15 protein-coding genes are annotated in these 17,808 nt (G+C 41.9%); 1 reads left to right on the top strand and 14 read right to left on the bottom strand.

All coding sequences use genetic code 11. The features are described 5' to 3' along the window. Positions 1–4 precede the first annotated feature (4 nt). The 6 genes from aroK to FTV04_RS05055 are packed head-to-tail and all read right to left on the bottom strand — an operon-like array spanning position 5 to position 5,693. Positions 5–550, bottom strand: coding sequence for a shikimate kinase AroK (gene aroK, locus FTV04_RS05080; protein ID WP_078189378.1), 546 nt, complete (start codon positions 548–550; stop codon positions 5–7). 36 nt (positions 551–586) lie between these two features. Further along, entirely contained in the window at positions 587–2,689 is a 2,103-nt protein-coding gene (pilQ, locus tag FTV04_RS05075; RefSeq protein WP_180088921.1) for a type IV pilus secretin PilQ, read from the bottom strand. A gap of 16 nt (positions 2,690–2,705) precedes the next feature. Further along, positions 2,706–3,233 carry a pilus assembly protein PilP gene (locus tag FTV04_RS05070; RefSeq protein ID WP_180088919.1) on the bottom strand — a complete coding sequence of 176 codons (528 nt, stop codon included), beginning with the start codon at positions 3,231–3,233 and terminating at the stop codon, positions 2,706–2,708. After that, positions 3,230–3,952 carry a type 4a pilus biogenesis protein PilO gene (locus FTV04_RS05065; RefSeq protein WP_180088917.1) on the bottom strand — a complete coding sequence of 241 codons (723 nt, stop codon included), beginning with the start codon at positions 3,950–3,952 and terminating at the stop codon, positions 3,230–3,232. The genes FTV04_RS05070 and FTV04_RS05065 overlap by 4 nt, the downstream gene beginning before the upstream one ends. Continuing rightward, a complete protein-coding gene (locus tag FTV04_RS05060; RefSeq protein WP_180088915.1) occupies positions 3,949–4,635 on the bottom strand; it encodes a PilN domain-containing protein in 687 nt (228 codons plus the stop codon). The genes FTV04_RS05065 and FTV04_RS05060 overlap by 4 nt, the downstream gene beginning before the upstream one ends. Continuing rightward, the gene (locus FTV04_RS05055; protein WP_078189383.1) at positions 4,635–5,693 is read right to left on the bottom strand and encodes a pilus assembly protein PilM; all 1,059 of its coding nucleotides are present in this window, start codon (positions 5,691–5,693) and stop codon (positions 4,635–4,637) included. The genes FTV04_RS05060 and FTV04_RS05055 overlap by 1 nt, the downstream gene beginning before the upstream one ends. A 165-nt stretch (positions 5,694–5,858) precedes the next feature. Between FTV04_RS05055 and ponA the strand changes: the two genes are divergently transcribed. Then, entirely contained in the window at positions 5,859–8,396 is a 2,538-nt protein-coding gene (gene ponA / locus FTV04_RS05050) for a penicillin-binding protein PBP1a (protein WP_180088913.1), read from the top strand. 53 nt (positions 8,397–8,449) lie between these two features. Here ponA and FTV04_RS05045 read toward each other — a convergent pair whose 3' ends face one another. From FTV04_RS05045 to FTV04_RS05010, 8 genes are all read right to left on the bottom strand, one after another. Continuing rightward, complete coding sequence (locus FTV04_RS05045) at positions 8,450–9,253, bottom strand: putative RNA methyltransferase (RefSeq protein ID WP_180088972.1); 804 nt, start codon at positions 9,251–9,253, stop codon at positions 8,450–8,452. 76 nt (positions 9,254–9,329) lie between these two features. Continuing rightward, a complete protein-coding gene (mraY, locus tag FTV04_RS05040) occupies positions 9,330–10,448 on the bottom strand; it encodes a phospho-N-acetylmuramoyl-pentapeptide-transferase (protein WP_078189386.1) in 1,119 nt (372 codons plus the stop codon). After that, entirely contained in the window at positions 10,448–11,857 is a 1,410-nt protein-coding gene (murF, locus tag FTV04_RS05035; RefSeq protein WP_078192536.1) for a UDP-N-acetylmuramoyl-tripeptide--D-alanyl-D-alanine ligase, read from the bottom strand. The genes mraY and murF overlap by 1 nt, the downstream gene beginning before the upstream one ends. A gap of 9 nt (positions 11,858–11,866) precedes the next feature. Next, on the bottom strand, positions 11,867–13,363 hold the full coding sequence (locus tag FTV04_RS05030; protein ID WP_180088911.1) for a UDP-N-acetylmuramoyl-L-alanyl-D-glutamate--2,6-diaminopimelate ligase: 1,497 nt from the start codon (positions 13,361–13,363) through the stop codon (positions 11,867–11,869). Between the two features lie 10 nt (positions 13,364–13,373). Then, positions 13,374–15,200, bottom strand: coding sequence for a penicillin-binding protein PBP3 (gene ftsI / locus FTV04_RS05025; protein WP_180088909.1), 1,827 nt, complete (start codon positions 15,198–15,200; stop codon positions 13,374–13,376). Positions 15,201–15,212: 12 nt separating this feature from the next. Then, positions 15,213–15,545 (bottom strand): cell division protein FtsL, encoded by a 333-nt coding sequence (gene ftsL / locus FTV04_RS05020; protein ID WP_180088907.1) that lies wholly within the window; start codon positions 15,543–15,545, stop codon positions 15,213–15,215. Between the two features lie 10 nt (positions 15,546–15,555). Further along, the gene (gene rsmH, locus FTV04_RS05015) at positions 15,556–16,467 is read right to left on the bottom strand and encodes a 16S rRNA (cytosine(1402)-N(4))-methyltransferase RsmH (RefSeq protein ID WP_180021502.1); all 912 of its coding nucleotides are present in this window, start codon (positions 16,465–16,467) and stop codon (positions 15,556–15,558) included. Between the two features lie 185 nt (positions 16,468–16,652). Continuing rightward, on the bottom strand, positions 16,653–17,669 hold the full coding sequence (locus FTV04_RS05010) for a sulfate ABC transporter substrate-binding protein (protein WP_180026114.1): 1,017 nt from the start codon (positions 17,667–17,669) through the stop codon (positions 16,653–16,655). Positions 17,670–17,808: the final 139 nt, after the last annotated feature.

Genomic DNA, 17,808 nt, shown 5'->3' with positions numbered 1-17,808 from the left:
TTTTCTAACGAGATATATTTTGTGAAACAATTAAATTAAAAATTTTTTGCGCTAGATCTCGCGCGGCACCTTGATTGGTTTCAATAATATAGTGCGCGACTTCACGATAAAGCGGATCACGGGCAGCCAATAAATCTCGTAGCTTTTGCTCTGGATTTTCCACTTGAAGAAGTGGGCGATTTTTGTCGCGGTAGGTTCGTTGTAACTGAATTTCCACCGGAGTATATAGATAAACAACAATACCACGTTGTTTTAAAAATTCACGATTTGGGGGCTGAGTCACAGCACCACCGCCAGTCGCTAAGACCAGTTGTTTCTTTGCAGTTAACTCATCAATGACATTCGTTTCACGACTTCTAAAGCCTTTTTCCCCTTCCTTTTCAAAAATCCAAGGAATGGTCGCACCTGTTTTACGTTCAATTTCATGATCACTGTCTAGAAATTCACGTCCTAACAATTCTGCTAAATGTCGCCCTACGGTTGTTTTTCCTGCCCCCATTGGCCCTACCAAATAGATATTTGGTAGGGTTTCAAACTCTTTGCTTGGCAAGGAGTCACCTATTTCTTTTGTTAAATTGAAAATATATTAATGATTTCTGGTAACACTGTCATTAACAATTCGCGGAGTAACAAAAATCAGGAGCTCTGTCTGTGCGCTAGTTTTCACATTATTTTTAAATAAGTTTCCGAAAACCGGCAAATCCCCCAAAAAAGGTACTTTGGTATATTGATTTTGTTGAATGTCATCAAAAATACCACCTAGGACCACTGTTTCACCATCACCGACTAAAACATTAGTCTCAAGTTTATTGGTATTAATTAAATAACCAGCCGCGGTTAATCGACCAACAGTATCCTTGTTAACTTTTAAATCCATCTGTACCCTCCCATCTGGCGTAATACTTGGGGTCACTTCCAGTTTCAAGTTTGCATCAACAAAACTAGTTGTCGTACCACCTTCAGCACTCCAACTTTGATACGGAATTTGATCGCCTCTTAAGATTGTTGCTTTTTGCTTATCACCCGTTAAAACTTTTGGTGCTGCTAAAACTTCACCGTGACCATCCGATTGTAAAGCTGTAAGTTGTAGATCAAGCATAAAGTCTGAAATTTTAAGCAACCCAAAACTAAAATTTCCTGCTGATGCCGTCCCTAAATCTACCGCTAAATCTAACTTTGGAGAATAATCTCCACCCCAAACATTTGATCCATTAGCACCACCACTTAAACTCGGATTATTACGCTGTATACCCCAGTTAACACCGAGTTCTCTCGAAAATTCTGTTTGAGCGGTCACAATTCTTGTTTCAACCATGACTTGTTTGACAGCAACATCTAATAGATCAATCATCTTACGAACTTTATCAATATTCTCAGATGTATCATTAACAATAAGTGTATTGGTCCGGTTATCAGAAACTACACTACCTCTTGGGCTCAGCATACTTTCTAATGCAAGTGATGTACCTCCTGCTGTGCCATTCGACTCGGCTCCTTTTCCATCTCGGGAATCTTCTAATAATTTTAAAATATCTGAAGATTTCGCATAGCTCAGCTGAATATATTCAGTTTGAATCGGCGCTAATTTTATTCGCTGTGCAAGTGCTTTTGCTTCATCATCTTCCGCTTTAATCAACTCAGATACAGGTGCGATCCAAATCACATTACCATTACGACGTTTATCTAAATTCTTGGTTTTCAACACGATATCTAGCGCTTGATCCCAAGGCACATCTTTTAAGCGAAGTGTAATATTTCCTTGAACCGTATCAGCAGCAACCATATTGATTTCAGTGAAATCAGCCAAAAGTTGCAGCACACGACGTACTTCAATATCTTGGAAGTCTAATGAAATCTTCTTACCGGTATAATGATTGGCAGCTTTAGGACGTAATGGATTCTTATCTTCCGGACGTTTCAAACTTACCGTTAATTTATTATCAGTTTGGTACGCCATATATTCATAGCTGCCCGTCGACTGAATGGTAATCACACCATTACCGCCATCATTATGTGCATCCACCGTTGCAACAGGTGTTGCAAAATCATTGACATTTAAACGGCGAGTCAAATGTGCAGGTACTTTATTGCCTAAAGTACGGATCACCACTTTACTGCCTTGCTGTTGAACATCAACGGGAGTATTTCCACCCAGTAAATCAACAACAACTTGACCTTCACCATTAGAACCACGGTGGAAACCAATATTTGAGATGCCCTGTTGCTGACGTTGTGCTACAGGCTGTACATAATTTGCAGCTTGTGCAGAGTTGATTTTTAAAATAAAGGTATTACCTTCAACACGCGTGGTAAAAGCACCAGCATTGGCTAAATTCACAGTTAAGCGCGCACGTTGTGCATCCGAACTCACATCCACAGTGCTCGCTTCAGCCGTTGCCACAGGAATTGAACTTTGTTTTAAATTTTGCTGTGCTTTATCAAAGTCTAAAACCAGTCGTGATGGTTGATCGAGTTGATAAGCTTGTGGTTGTGGCGGCAAGCCATTAAACATCACGCGAATTTCAGTCCCTTGACCTGGAATTTGCATTGGTACCACATTGGTTACACTCACCTGAGCATTGGCAACTTGCATCATCGCCATTGCAACAGCCCCCATCGAAAACTGACGAAACACATGATTCATTGTATTGCCATCCCCAAAAATAAAATCTTGTACACTATTCTTCATTTTTATTCCTTTAAGCTTAAGGTGCTGGTCCAATTAATATGAGACTTCTAGGACGCTCTACATATCCTTCTCGCCCATCCGGAATAATCTCAATCAAATCAATTTGAGTCGGGGTAATATTTACCACTCGACCATGATTGAGCCCCATATAACTTCCACGTTGAATACGCTCAACTTCACCATCAGGTGTCTGAATCAAGGCTAATATTTGCCCAGATTGGTTACGCATACTACCCTTCATATTCAGGGTTTCGAGTGCATAACTTTCCAAAGGTTGAGGCTGACGACTCAAGTTTGGATAAACACGCTTACCCGCCATGATTTTAAGTTCTGCTGCCAATGAACTTGGCAAGAACGGACTTTTTAATGAATGCGCTGCATAATTAAAAGTCTCGACAGGCACAAAATCTGGCGCAGGCTCAATCGCTAGTGGCGCTTGATTGCGTATATTTGCCATCTCTTGATTAACCACATCAATTCGTGATTCACAACCTGCTAATACCAATCCAACCATCACAGAAAGTGCCAATTTATTCATTTTCATTTTGGAGCCTCCTGTGTACTTGCTGAATCTGCAGCTTTCGCAGCACTTTCAGTATTTCCTTCGTAACGATATGTTTTCGCAGAAATGACATAATCAATTTTTGGAATATCTGAGTTCTTTTCTTTATTTTCAGTTGCTGTAATCGTTAAATTATGCAAAGTCACAATCCGTGAAAGCCCGGCAATGCCACTAACAAATGAACCAAAGGCATGGTAATCACCCGTTGCTTCAATACGAATTGGCTGTTCCGTAAAGAACTCTTGCTTCACTTCAGGCTCAAGACGAATAATTTTAAATTTCAGTCCAGAATTCACGCCTGTTAAGTTGATATCTTCAACCAAACCTGGAATTTCAGTTTCTTTCGGCAATTGTTCTAATTGTTGATTAAAACGTGCTTCCATATCCTGCAACTGCAATTGATATTGTTGCAAATTACGTAGTTTTGAATCTTTTTCACGAAACTCATTCAACAAATTTTGTTCTTGTGCATTGCCACTTGAAATGGCTTCAATTTTGCCTTTAATCGCCAAGAAATAGCCCAAAATTGCCACAAGGATAATGATAAAAATCCAACATGTAATTTTGACTGAAATTGGCCAACTACCATAGTTATTCGGATCTAGCGTATTGAACTGCTGTACAAACTTATCAAAAGTCATTTTCTTTTTCGGAATGACCACAGCATCTTGATTCAATTGTTCAAATTCATCACGACTCATTTTGCAGCCTCCGGAGTTGGTTTTGCTGCAGTTTGTGCGTCAGATGTTTGCGCCGATGAAGCTGACTGTCCTGCATTTGCTGCTGGATCATTAATGGTCGGCTGCGCAATTTGCTCCAAATCAGCAGTCACAGTAAATGCACCATAAGATTCTTCTACGCGAGGAACCACTGACGTCGGCGCTTTGTCTTTTTTCTCTTCCGCCACAAGGAATGAGCTCATGAAGGCATTACGATACCAAGGTGATGCTTCCAAATTACGCAATAAATCTGCAACAGTATTTGGACTTTCCGCACGCCCTTCGATCATAAATTTGTCGCCATTACGCTCAAATTTTGTGATGTACATATTGGCAGGTGTCACACGAACCAATTCATCTACAAGATGTACCGCGATTGGACGTTGACCTTGTAAGCCTTGAATCAACTTCATGCGCTCAATAATGGCATTACGCTGTTCTTGCAAACCATCCAAAGACTTTAATTGAACATCTAAATTTTGGTTATGACTGATAATCAATTGGTTCGCTTGTTCTTGATCTTTTAATTTGTGATCAAAGTACAACCATGTTAAACCAACTCCAATTACCCCAATTAAGAAAGCCCCAATACAAAGTGCAATAAATTCTTTTTTTCGTTTCTCTCTTAGCTCATCACGCCAAGGGAGCAAGTTAATTTTTGCCATTAATCAAAACTCCTCAATGCTAGACCGCATGCCACCATGAGTGATGAGGCATCATTTTCAATTTTTTTAATATCAATTTGAGGTGAAAAACCCATTTGTAAGAATGGATTGGCAATCGTGACGCGGTAACCCAATTTTTGTTGAAGTAGTTTTGCAAGCCCCGGAATATTGGCATTCCCCCCTGCCAATAAAATATGGTCAATTTCGTTGAACTGTGAAGATGAAAAGAAGAACTGTAAAGAACGCGCTGCTTGTTGAACGACAGCTTCTAAGAAGGGTTCTAAGACTTCAACATCATAGTCATCTGGCAAGGCACGTGTTTTTTTCGCACGACCCGCTTCTTCGAAAGACAATGCATAGCGATTTTGAATTTCCTGTGTCAATTGTTTGCCACCAAACACTTGCTCACGGGTATAAATCACTTTGTTATTCTGCATAACAGATAAGGTCGTCATACTATGACCAATATCTAAAATACCCACGGTATTTACACCCATTGGCAAAGTATCTGAGAAAACTTTAAATGCATTTTCAATTGCAAAGCTTTCTACATCACCAATTTTTGGTGTAAGACCAGCAAGCTGAATGACTTCCGCACGCGCTTCAACATTTTCAATACGCGTAGCGACAAGCAAAACATTGACACGATTTGGGTTGGACAGACGATCTGGCAAGACCTCAAAATCAAGGCTCGCTTCATCAAGTGGGAACGGAATATATTGCTCAGCATCATCACGAATCTGAATTTCACGTTCATCATCGTTCATATCTGCGTCCATTTCGATGATTTTTGTAATCACCATCGACGTTGGAACCGCCAAAGCTGCATTAGTGGTCTGCGTATTGGCCAAATTAATTGCGCGCTCTAAACAGTCACCGACAGCTTCCGGATTCAATATGTTCTTTTCAACAACACTTCCTTCTGGTAATGGCACCAAAGCATAGCTTTCTACCCAATACCGCCCACTCTTTACAGAAAGTTCCAAAACCTTAACAGAAGTCGAACTAATATCTACTCCTATTAACCCCTTATTTGGCTTACGATATAACCTGAGCACAATATAATTCCTATTATTTTTTTATCCCCAAAAAAATTAACCCACTAATTAGCATTGGTCTATAATTTTATACAGATACAATAACTCATCTAACAATCCGTATATCGAAAGGATATACTGACCACCAATTAGTTTGCCATTAGCTCTTATTAAAACTTACTTGTTATGAAAAAGCTATCTTGTTCAGGCCTTGTTCATCCATTTTTTTTGGCCATTATTATTATTTTGGTCGCAATTCCAATGGGTTTCTATGGCATGTATCTCTATATTGCCCCGTCTTTGCCTGAAATGTCCATCTTAAAAAAGGCTCCATTATTAAAACCATTACAGGTTTATAGTGCTGATAATGAGCTGATTGCAGAATATGGTGGCAAACTTTCGGTCCCTGTAGAGTACGACCAAATCCCGTCTCATTTCATTCATGGCTTTTTAGCTGCGGAAGATTCTTCGTTTTTTGAGCACAGCGGAATTAGTTTCAAAGGATTGGGACGTGCTGTCAGTGAAAGTATTACGGGTTCAGATGTGCAAACCGGTGGTTCAACCATTACCATGCAGGTTGCAAAAAACTATTATCTGACTCCAGAACGTACTTTAAAACGTAAACTGACTGAAGTTTTCCTTGCTCGAAAAATTGAACAGAATCTAAGCAAAGAAGAAATTTTAACGCTGTATGTCAACAAAATCTTTTTGGGCAAAAATGCTTACGGGATCGCTGCAGCTGCAAAAATTTATTATAACAAGAGCTTGCAAGATTTGAGCTTGGCTCAAATGGCAATGATTTCAGGTCTACCCAAAGCACCATCAAAATATAATCCTGTAGCCAATCCAAAACGTGCTTTAGAGCGTCGTAATTGGATTTTAGGACGTATGTTGCAATTGGGTTATATCAATCAATCTGAATATCAAAAAGCGATTGCTGAACCAATTAATCTCGATATGCCTGACCGTGGGGTCAGCAATAAATTTCCCTATGTAGGCGAAATGGTTCGCTCAGAATTAGTCGAAAAGTTTGGTGAACAGGCGACTGATTCAGGCTATAAAGTCTACACCACCATCAACAGCCAACGCCAAGCCTATGCTGAGCAGGCTGTACAAGAAGGTCTCGAAGCTTACGATAGACGACATGGTTGGCGTGGTGCAGAAGCACATGATGAGCCGTTAAAAAACTTTATTCCATATGCCAACACCTATCCTGCCGAAGTAACCAAAGTCAACAACACCAGTATCGTAGTGTTGATGCAAGACGGCAGTAGTGTGACAGTTCCATGGTCAGGTTTATCTTGGGCACGCCCCTATCGCAATGCCAATAGTGTAGGCAATGCGCCTAGCAAAGCCTCTCAAATTGTAAAAGTAAAAGATATTATTCGCCTACGTCCGAATGCGGACAAAAGCTCATGGGCTTTGGTGCAAATTCCCAAAGCGCAAGGTCAATTAATTGCACTTAATCCCAATAATGGTGGTATTGAAGCCATTGTGGGTGGTTATAATTTTTATCAATCTAAATTTAACCGTGCTCTACAAGGCTGGCGTCAGCCGGGTTCAACCATTAAACCCTTTGTTTATGCTTTAGCACTTGAACGTGGCATGACTCCGTATTCCATGGTCAATGACAATCCAATTACGATTGGCAAGTGGACGCCTAAAAACTCTGACGGTCGCTATTTAGGGATGATACCTCTACGCCGTGCCCTCTATTTATCACGTAACACAGTTTCAGTTCGCTTATTACAAGTCGTCGGAATTGAACGTACTCGCCAATTATTTATGGATTTTGGCTTACAAGAAAACCAAATTCCACGTAACTACACCATTGCTTTAGGTACCCCACAGGTGTTGCCGATTCAAATGGCGACAGGTTATGCGACATTTGCCAACGGTGGATATCGTATTCAACCGCACTTTATTAGCCGTATTGAAGATGCTTATGGCAAAGTGATTTATCAAGCCAATCCTGAATATGCATGTATTCAATGTATCAATCAAAAAGACGAAGTTGAATCAGCAGATCCGACCACGCCGGATGATGAAGTGATTGAAGTCACTAATCAGGATAATAAACCTGCTGAATCGAAAATTTCAGATACTGAAGCAGCAAACTATAAACAAGCTCAGCGAATTTTGAAGTCGAGTTCGGCCTTTGATATGGCGAACATCTTGCGTGACGTGATCCAACACGGTACAGGTCGTGCGGCATTAAAAATTGGTCGCGGAGATTTAGGTGGTAAAACCGGTACAACTAATGATGCAAAAGACGCATGGTTTGCTGGATTTAATGGAAAATTAGTCACTGTAGCTTGGGTCGGTTTTGACCAACCTTCTACCTTAGGTCGACGTGAATATGGTGGTGTTGCAGCACTGCCGATTTGGTCAGATTTTATGGCAAAATCACTTAAAGGTACACCTGAAGCTTGGGTGCGTTTAGACACCCATGCCAAGAATCCAATCAACCGTAATTCAGCTAAAGCGACTCAAGGTCAACCTGAACAAGATGCAGCAACGCCGCCAATGGCTCAACCGCTGTATCGTCCTGCACCTGTTGCACCGAAGCCACAGGCTTCGCAAAATGATTTTGACGACCTTCCTGGGTCTACTGAAACCAATCTTGCACCGACTCGAACTGCGCCTCCGCCAATGCAGCCTAAACCACAAGGTGCAGAGCATAAAACTGACGCACTTGATCATCTCATCGATCAAGTTCAGTAAATACTGCATAAAAAAAGCCCTCAAACGAGGGCTTTTTTTTCACTTCAAATACATTATTTCTTTTTAAAGAGATAAATTTGATACTGCGCTTGCAACTCAAATTGTTCATTTTTTTCTAGAGCTTCTCGACGCTCAGCTTTCACTTTATAAGCATAAGGCGTCATTGCAACTAAGTTTTTGAGATCCTGCTGAGAAAGTGACATTTTCGCCTGTACTACTTGCTCACTTTCCAATTCAAAGTCATTCGCCAGTTGTTCCACAAATTTATGCGGTTCATGGGGTTTTACTTCTTCAAATAAGGCTTCACGCATAGCATAAAGATGCTCTGGCGCAGGTGTGACCACCATCAAGTGCCCCTCAGGTTTTAAAACACGAAGGATTTCTTCTTTAGGAATAGGACTAAATAAACTCGTACACAAGTCAATCGATTGATCTAACACAGGTAAGGTCGCCCCTGTTCCTACCACCCAAGTCACCTCTTTATTCAGTTTAGCGGCGACTTGCACAGCATTTTTAGCAATATCGACACCCACACATTGTAGTACTTCAGCTTGCATCGCATCGGTGTAATAGCCTTCACCACAGCCAATATCCAACAAGTTTTCAACCCGTAATTTTTGAATCAAAGCCACCACTGCCTGTTGCAGAGGTGCATAGTGACCGGCACTCAAAAACGCACGACGCGCCTGTACAGATTCTGGCGTATCGCCTGGGTTTTTACTGTGTTTATGCTGAACCACATGTAAATTGACATAGCCTTGTTTTGCAACATCATAGCTATGATTATTTTCACAGCGCCATGTCCGCTCTGTGAGTTTTAATGCTTCACGGCATACAGGACACATCAACAGGTTCATCATTTACTCCACTATATTTTGAAATAAAAAAACCGGCATCTGTGGGAGCAAATGCCGGTTTCGTTTATTTATTTGCTTAACGTAATTTTAAAGTCATTAGACCTAAAACTACCAGCATAATTGTAATAATCCAGAAACGAATCACCACCTGCGTTTCACGCCATCCCTTTTTCTCATAATGATGGTGCAGCGGTGCCATTAAGAATACGCGCTTATTCCGCATACGCAGCGAGCCAATTTGCAAGAAGACAGAAATAGCTTCAACCACGAAAACACCGCCCATAATGGCAAAAACGATTTCTTGACGAACCATGACTGCAATCGTACCGAGCATCGCACCTAGAGATAAGGCACCGACATCACCCATAAAGACTTGAGCAGGATGCGCATTAAACCATAAGAATGCTAAACCAGCACCGATCATCGCCGCACAGATCACGACAAGTTCAGATGCGTATTTCACATAAGGAATATGCAAATAATCAGCAAAACGGACATCACCAGCCAGATAAGCAAATACACCTAAACCTGCGGCAACCAGAACGATTGGCATAATTGCCAAACCATCCAAACCATCAGTTAAGTTCACAGCATTAGATGCACCGTTAATCACCAAATAAGTAAAGACAATAAAGCCAATACCGAGTGGAATAATGGACAGCGGAATGCTAATTTCTTTAAAGAATGGAATCAACAGATCCAACATATTTGAGGTATGTACTGGGTTTGCTTGCTGTGTCGCAATCACATAGAGTGCAATACCAGCACCTAAAGATGCCACAGAAGTCCAAAAGAATTTCTTCTTCGCAGGCAGACCTGCATTGTCTTTATAACGGATTTTAATCCAGTCATCTGCCCAACCCACAGCACCAAAAATCACCATCACCCCAAGTACAATCCATACATAAGGGTTTGAAAGATCGGCCCAAAGTAAGGTTGAAATACCAATAGACAGTAAAATCAACACACCACCCATAGTTGGTGTGCCCATTTTTTTGGCATGATTTTCAGGTGCAAATGAACTGACTGCCTGACCATATTTGAGAGCTTGCAATTTGCGAATCATCACAGGTCCAAGCAACAGACCAATGGCCAATGCCGTTAAGACACTGAGTAGCGAACGAAGCGTTAAATAACGAACAACCTGAAACGAGCTGTGATAACCCGCAAGCTGCTCAAATAACCATAACAGCATTAAAGTTTCTCCATCAATTCAGCCATCAAAGTTTCCATGTGGGTATAACGAGAACCTTTAAACAGGAAACTCATGGACTGAGGCTGATGTGTTTTGACTAGACTAATTAATAACGGTAAAGCCTGTTCTTGAGTAAGAAAGGCCTGTAATTTTTTACCATATTGTGTACTGCGCGCGCCTTCTTGCACAGCAGGTGAAAACTCACCGACAGCAACGACAAATTGAAGACCAGAGTGTGAGACAAGATCACGTCCCAACATGTAGTGCTGCTGTGCAGCAGATGAACCTAACTCACCAATATCCCCAATGACCATCACTTTGATGCCATCTTGCTGCGCAAGTACATCAGCAGCAGCACGCATTGAGGTTGGATTTGCATTGTAAGTATCATCAATAAACAAATAATCTTTATGCTGAATAAAGTTTAGACGGCCTTTGGCACCTGTCGCATGTTCAAGCCCCACAACGATATCATCTAAACTCACACCAATCGATAATGCGAAAGCTGCGGCTGCAGTGGCATTTTGCACATTATGTTCACCAGCAAATGGCAGTTGAACAGGGCGTGCACCTTGTGGCGTATTTAAGATAAAACGTGAAGATTGAGCCTGAAGCTCCGTCTCAGTCGCAAAGACATCCCCACCCTGACCAAAACTCATTACTTGCTCAGTTTGCACCGCTTGACGAATGGCATCTGTAAAATCATCTGCCGCAGGCACAATCGAAGTTCCTGTTTTCGCTATATGTGCATAAATTTCAGACTTGGCACGACAAATGCCATCACGCCCACCAAACTCCCCCATATGAGCAGTACCAATATTTAAAATACCGGCAACCTGAGGCTGTACCAAATTTGAGGTGTAATCAATTTCACCCTTATGACTGGCACCAAGCTCCATCACGGCATACTGATGTTCTGGACGCAACTCAAGTAACATCATCGGTACGCCAAGGTCATTATTTAAATTACCGCGCGTAATTAATGTTGGTGCAAGACGAGAAAGGATACTCCCGAGCATCTCTTTGGTCGTAGTTTTACCACTGCTTCCTGTCAAGGCAATCACTTTTAAAGCTGGGTTTTGGGCACGACGAAATGCACCCAAATGTCCAAGCGCCAAACGTGTATCTGCAACCACCAACTGACAAATATCCACATCGACCGGATGACTCACAATGGCAATTTCACAACCCTTTTCAGCCACTTGAGCAAGGAAGTCATGCGCATCAAAGCGTTCACCTTTCAGGGCAAGAAAAGCGTCACCTTGCTCTGCATGACGTGAGTCGGTCAAAATTCGTTTTACAGAACCTGTCGGCGCTTGATTGTTATGCCAGTGACCTTGTGTCGCTTGAACCAACTGTTCGGCAGTCCATGGTTCTAACGGAACCGTACTGGTCGTTGAAGTATGCATATCTGTTTCCTATTGCGCTGGATAAGCCGAGTCAGTGTTGTGATGCTGGGAATCAATCGCTGATTTCACTTCCACCACATCATCAAACCAATGTCGAACACCATCAATTTCTTGATAGTTTTCATGGCCTTTACCAGCAATCACCACAATATCACCCGCTTGCGCATGGTTGACTGCGAATTTAATCGCTTCACGGCGGTCATGGATTTCATGGACAGTTTTTCCAGTGAAATCAATACCAGCCTTCATATCTGCAAAAATTTGTTCTGGGTTTTCAGTACGTGGATTATCCGAGGTAATCAATGCAACATCTGCATGGTTTAATGCCGCTTGAGTCATCAATGGACGTTTACCACGGTCACGATCACCACCACAGCCAAACACCGCCCATAACTGTTGCGATACATGACGCTTTAAGGTCTGTAACACTTGAATCAAAGCATCTGGTGTATGTGCATAATCCACCACAAACAAGCGTTCATCATCACGGATCACTTGCATACGACCCGGCGCACCTTTTAACTCTGGCGCAGTTGCGATCAAGGTAGATAATTCAAAACCTGCTTGTTCCGCTGAAATTAAGCTCGCCACGATGTTTTCAATATTGAAGTGCCCCAATAATGGACTTTGCACCACAAATTCAGCTTGAGCAGTACGCAATTTAAATTGTGCGCCCGTTAAGCTGTATTGAATATCCGTCACTTGATAATCCGCAGCCTGACGCGTCGAATAGGTCAAAATTTTTGGCTGAGCCGGATTTTGACGTGCGGCATTCAGCATCACTTCGGCATGTTCATCATCAAGATTGATGACTGCAACTTTGAGCGATGGAAACTGAAATAAACGTGATTTCGCTTCAGCATAGGCTTCAAGAGTTTTATGATAATCCAAATGGTCACGACTTAAATTGCTATAAGCGGCAATTTCAATTGCACAGCCATTTAATCGACCTTGTTCTAATCCGTGCGAACTTGCCTCAATGGCAGCAAACTCTGCACCCTCAAGCGCGTAGGTATGCAACGCATTTTGCATATGTAACGCATCTAAAGTAGTGTGAGATGAGGCTTCTAAATTCGGTAAAATTCCGTTACCAGTGGTTCCCATCACTGCACATTTTTTGCCTTGCAGCATGAGTAATTCAGCGATTAAGCGTGAGATCGTGGTTTTACCATTGGTACCCGTCACTGCCAAAATTCGTGCAGCTTGAACCGGTTGAGTCGCCTGTAAATATTGCTTTTGCCACTGCCCCATCAATTGACGCACATCCGCGATCACGACACTTTGATCCAAACCCAAATCAGTTTCTGAAATGACCGCCAGCGCGCCATTTTCTAACGCTGTACGTGCAAATTGTGCTGTTTTTTCAGGTTGCGAAAACGAAGTCAGGGCAATAAATATTTGCCCTGCTGTAACTTTGCGACTATCCAGATTGAAGCCCTGAAAGGATTGCGACATCCATTCAGCGGGCTGTTCAACGGTGTATAGATCTTGAAACGTAATTTTCATTCATCACCTATTACTGGATCTTAGGAGTGTCTAAAGGTTTATCTAATGGTACGTTCATTAAACGTAAAGACTCTTGCATTACACGAGCGAAAACTGGTGCAGCCACCAGACCACCGTAATACTGACCTGTCGGGTTTTCCACTACAACAATCATGGCCAAACGTGGATCACTCACTGGTGCAACACCGGCAAAGAGTGCTCGATATTCTGAAGTCGAATAGCCTTTACGGTCTGCACGTAATTTATGTGCTGTACCAGTTTTACCCGCCACGCGATAACCCGGGATATTGGCTTGACGTGCCGTACCACCTGGCAAAGTCACCGCTTCCATCATTAAAAGCACTTGATCGGCAATTTTAGCGTCAATAATCTGCTCACCTTTCGGCTGTTCCTCAAGCTTATACAAGCTCAGTGGCATTTTGACGCCCTTGTTGGCAATCATGGCATAAGCATCTGCCAGTTGGAGTACTGTAGCGTTCAAACCATAACCATAAGCCATGGTTGCTACTTCTGACACATTCCATTTGCTCTTCGGTAAAATCAGACCAGCACTTTCACCGGGGAATTTCACCGCTGAACGTTGACCAAAGCCAAGACGTTGATAGAACGTTGGTAATGTTTCATAAGGGAGAGATAAAGCGATTTTTGCCACACCAACGTTAGACGATTTTTGAATAATGCCACCCAAAGTCAGAGGGCCATAGTTATGCGTATCTCGAATAGTATGATTCCCAACGCGCATTGAACCTGGTGTGGTATTTACAACTGTATTTGCCGTGTATTTGCCGCTTTCCAACGCCATTGCCACGGTCATTGGCTTCATGGTTGAACCTGGCTCAAAAGAGTCAATCGCACCACGGTTACGCATGGCATCTTTATTTAAAACACCTTTTTTATCGTTCGGGTTGTACGACGGCCAAGAGGTCATCGCCAAAATTTCACCTGTTTTGACATCCACGGCAATCGCGGTTGCAGAACGTGCATTATTGGCCACCCCTGCGGCGGTCAACTCACGGTACATGATGTATTGCAAACGTGAATCAATACTGAGCGTGATATTTTCGCCCGACTCGACTTCTTTCACAATCTCAGGGTCTTTAACACGGTTGCCCTTTTTATCACGGACAATTTGCTGCGCACCATCTACGCCTGCAAGACGTTCATTCAATTGCATCTCTAAACCTTCGATGCCCATACCCTCACTATTGGTTAAACCAATAATTTGTGAGTTTGGCTGAGGCTGTGGATAGTAGCGCTTATAGTTTTTCTCGGTATATACCCCCTGAAAGTCACGTTTCATGATCAATTCAGCTTGTTGTGGTGGCACTTCTTTCTTTAAAACTAAATAACGTGAACGTGGACGCTCATTCATTTTGCGTCTCAATTCAGCACGATCCATCCCTACAGCATCAGCGAGTTCATCTAAATTCAGATTTTTATCTGGTAATTGACGTTTTAACTTACGATTGTTTGGATCTTTAGCCAATTCGGCCGTAATTTCTTCAAAGAGTTTTTTATTGTCAAAATAATCACGTGGATCGATCACGATTTTCATGATCGGAGTACTAATGGCTAAAGGAACGCCGTGACGGTCATAGATTACACCGCGCATGGCTTTTAAGGTTTCAGTTCTTAAAATTTTGGCATTGGCTTTATTTTGTAAAAAGTCTTTGTTGATGATTTGTACATAAAAAGCCCGACCGACCAATGCAATAAAGCACAGTAAAACCACTGCCCACATCAAGTGATAGCGCCACATCTCCACCGAAATGGCTGTACGACCAGTAACAGACTGCTTTTTTTTACGCGGAGTTTGTTTGTTTCTCTTTTCAACCATGTGACCGGCAGCCTATTTTTTCTGTTCTGGAGTTTGTGGCAATGAAATAACAACGGTTTGTGCAATAGGAGGCGAATACATGCGTAATTGGGTAACTGCACGTGTCCCAATTTGGGCTGTTGCACCGAAAGTTTGTTGTTCGATCAGCAAACGTCCCCATTCTGCGTTGAGGTCATCCCTTTCACGCATATAGGTACTCAATTGACGATAATCTTGGCGATATTCAAAGACTTGAAAGACCACCATAATCGCACTCACAAAAACCAAGAGCAATAAAATGCCGTATGTAATGATTTTCTTCGACTGCGATTGACCAGAGTTTTTTTCGATTGCTTCGGTTTTCATTCTTTGCCTTTTAAGCTAAACGCTCTGCCACACGAAGCCAAGCACTACGAGATCGCGGATTGGCTTTAACTTCTTCTTCACTTGCTTTAATTCGTGACACTTTTTTTAAGCGGCGGGTATCTTCGCGTTTTTGTGGTAAACCCCAGCCGGTGTCTTCTGCAAGTGTAGATTCTTTTTGAATAAATTGTTTAATTAAACGATCCTCTAAAGAGTGGAAACTGATCACTGCAAGAGTGCCCTCAGGTTTCAGCATATCCACCGCTTGAGGTAAGAAGATATCAATATCGTCGAGTTCTTTGTTAATAGCAATACGAATTGCTTGGAAAGTTCGTGTCGCTGCATGTTTATTTTTTTCCCATTTCGGGTGGGCAACTTTCACAATTTCGGCCAATTGAGCTGTGGTTTCAATATACCCTGCCGCTTTAATTGCTTTAGCAATACGGCGGCTATAACGCTCTTCACCATATTTAAAAATAATATTGGCCAAATCTTCTTCTTCAATATCAACCAACCACTCTGCGGCTGTTGGACCTTGTGAGTTATCCATACGCATATCGAGTGGGCCATCTTTCATAAAGCTAAAGCCACGCTCTGCTTGGTCTAGCTGCGGAGATGAAACACCCAAATCCGCCATAATACCGTCGACCAAATCGATACCACGACTACGCAGTTCTTCTTTTAAATCGGCAAAACTGGCGTGAATAATTTTAAAACGCGTATCTTCTTGTTCTAATTCTGCTGCAACGGCCAATGCTTGTGGGTCTTTATCAAAGGCATAAACACGTGCATTTTCATCTAATTTAGACAGTAATAAACGCGTATGACCACCACGCCCAAATGTGCCATCTACGAAAATTCCTGTATTGCGATCTGCCAGTAAAGCATCAACAGTTTCATGAAGTAATACAGAAATATGCGACATAGGGGTTCGTTCAACACAGCTAAAAATGTAACTGCACATTATTACCTTGTTTTAGCAAAGCTCCAAACGTCTTTTTGTACAGAAATATTACTTTCCATAGAGAAAACCGTTTTTATTTTTTGCCATCCATTAAAAAACCTCCCGAAGGAGGTCTTTGTACATCTCAAATCATAGATTTCGATGTATTAGCGCTTGTTATTGTAGATCTGATCGAAGATCGCACCATTCACAAAATGTGTTTGTTGTGCTTTTGCCCAGCCACCAAAGACTTCATCAATAGTAAAAGTTTTTAAAGGTGGGAACTGAGTTTTATATTTTGCTAAAACTGCTGCATTACGTGGACGATAGAAATGACGAGCAGCCATCTCTTGACCTAATGGAGAATAAAGATAATTGATATAGCCTTGAGCTAACCATTTATTACCATTTTTTTCGACAGTTTTGTCCACGATCGCCACTGAAGGCTCAGTCAAAATCGACATCGATGGATATACGATATCAAATTTATTTTTACCCAAAGTTTTTTGAGTAACTAAAGCTTCGTTTTCCCAAGTCAATAACACATCACCAATACCACGTTCTGCAAATGTAGTCATCGATGCACGTGCCGCAGAGTCCATCACTTTTACGTTATGGTACATTTTACCCACGAAATCTTTGGCTTTCGCTTCATTACCACCTGGCTGTTTCAAAGCATAACCCCAAGCTGACAAGTAAACCCAACGTGGTAGACCGCCAGTTTTCGGGTTCGGGGTAATAATTTGTACGCCCGGTTTGGTTAAATCAGACCAATCTTTAATATGTTTCGGGTTGCCCTTACGCACCATGAAGACAATCGTTGAAGTATATGGCGCTGAGTTATGTGGAAACTCTTTTTGCCAACCCGGCTGAATCTGACCAGACTTTACAATTTCTTCGATGTCATTGGCCAAGGCCAAAGTCACGACATCACCTTTTAAACCGTCTACTACAGAACGGGCTTGTTTGCCGGAACCACCATGTGATTGTTTAAATGCGACCATTTTACCGGTACGCTCTTTCCAATATGCACCAAATGACTTATTAAATTCGTCATAAAATTCACGCGTTGCATCATAAGAAACGTTTAAAAATTCACGATCAGCGGCCTGAGCAGACGCTGAGAAAGCAACACCAGTGGCAAGCAACGCAGCACTGAGCCACGCCTTAAATTGAGTTTTCATAACAGCCAGCATAAAGTTATATTCAATACTGCTAAATATATGAAATAAAGTCATAAATCGCAATTGCAGCGTGTTTAGACCCTTTGCTGAATACAGCTAACGCTACGAATTTAATTGTTTGTTTTTCATATTAAAATAC

Origin of the sequence: Acinetobacter sp. YH12219, assembly GCF_013417875.1 — a bacterium.
GTDB classification, from domain to species: Bacteria; Pseudomonadota; Gammaproteobacteria; order Pseudomonadales; family Moraxellaceae; genus Acinetobacter; species Acinetobacter amyesii.
Note: the sequence above shows the minus strand (reverse complement) of the source record. Positions and strands in the feature narration are given on the sequence as shown.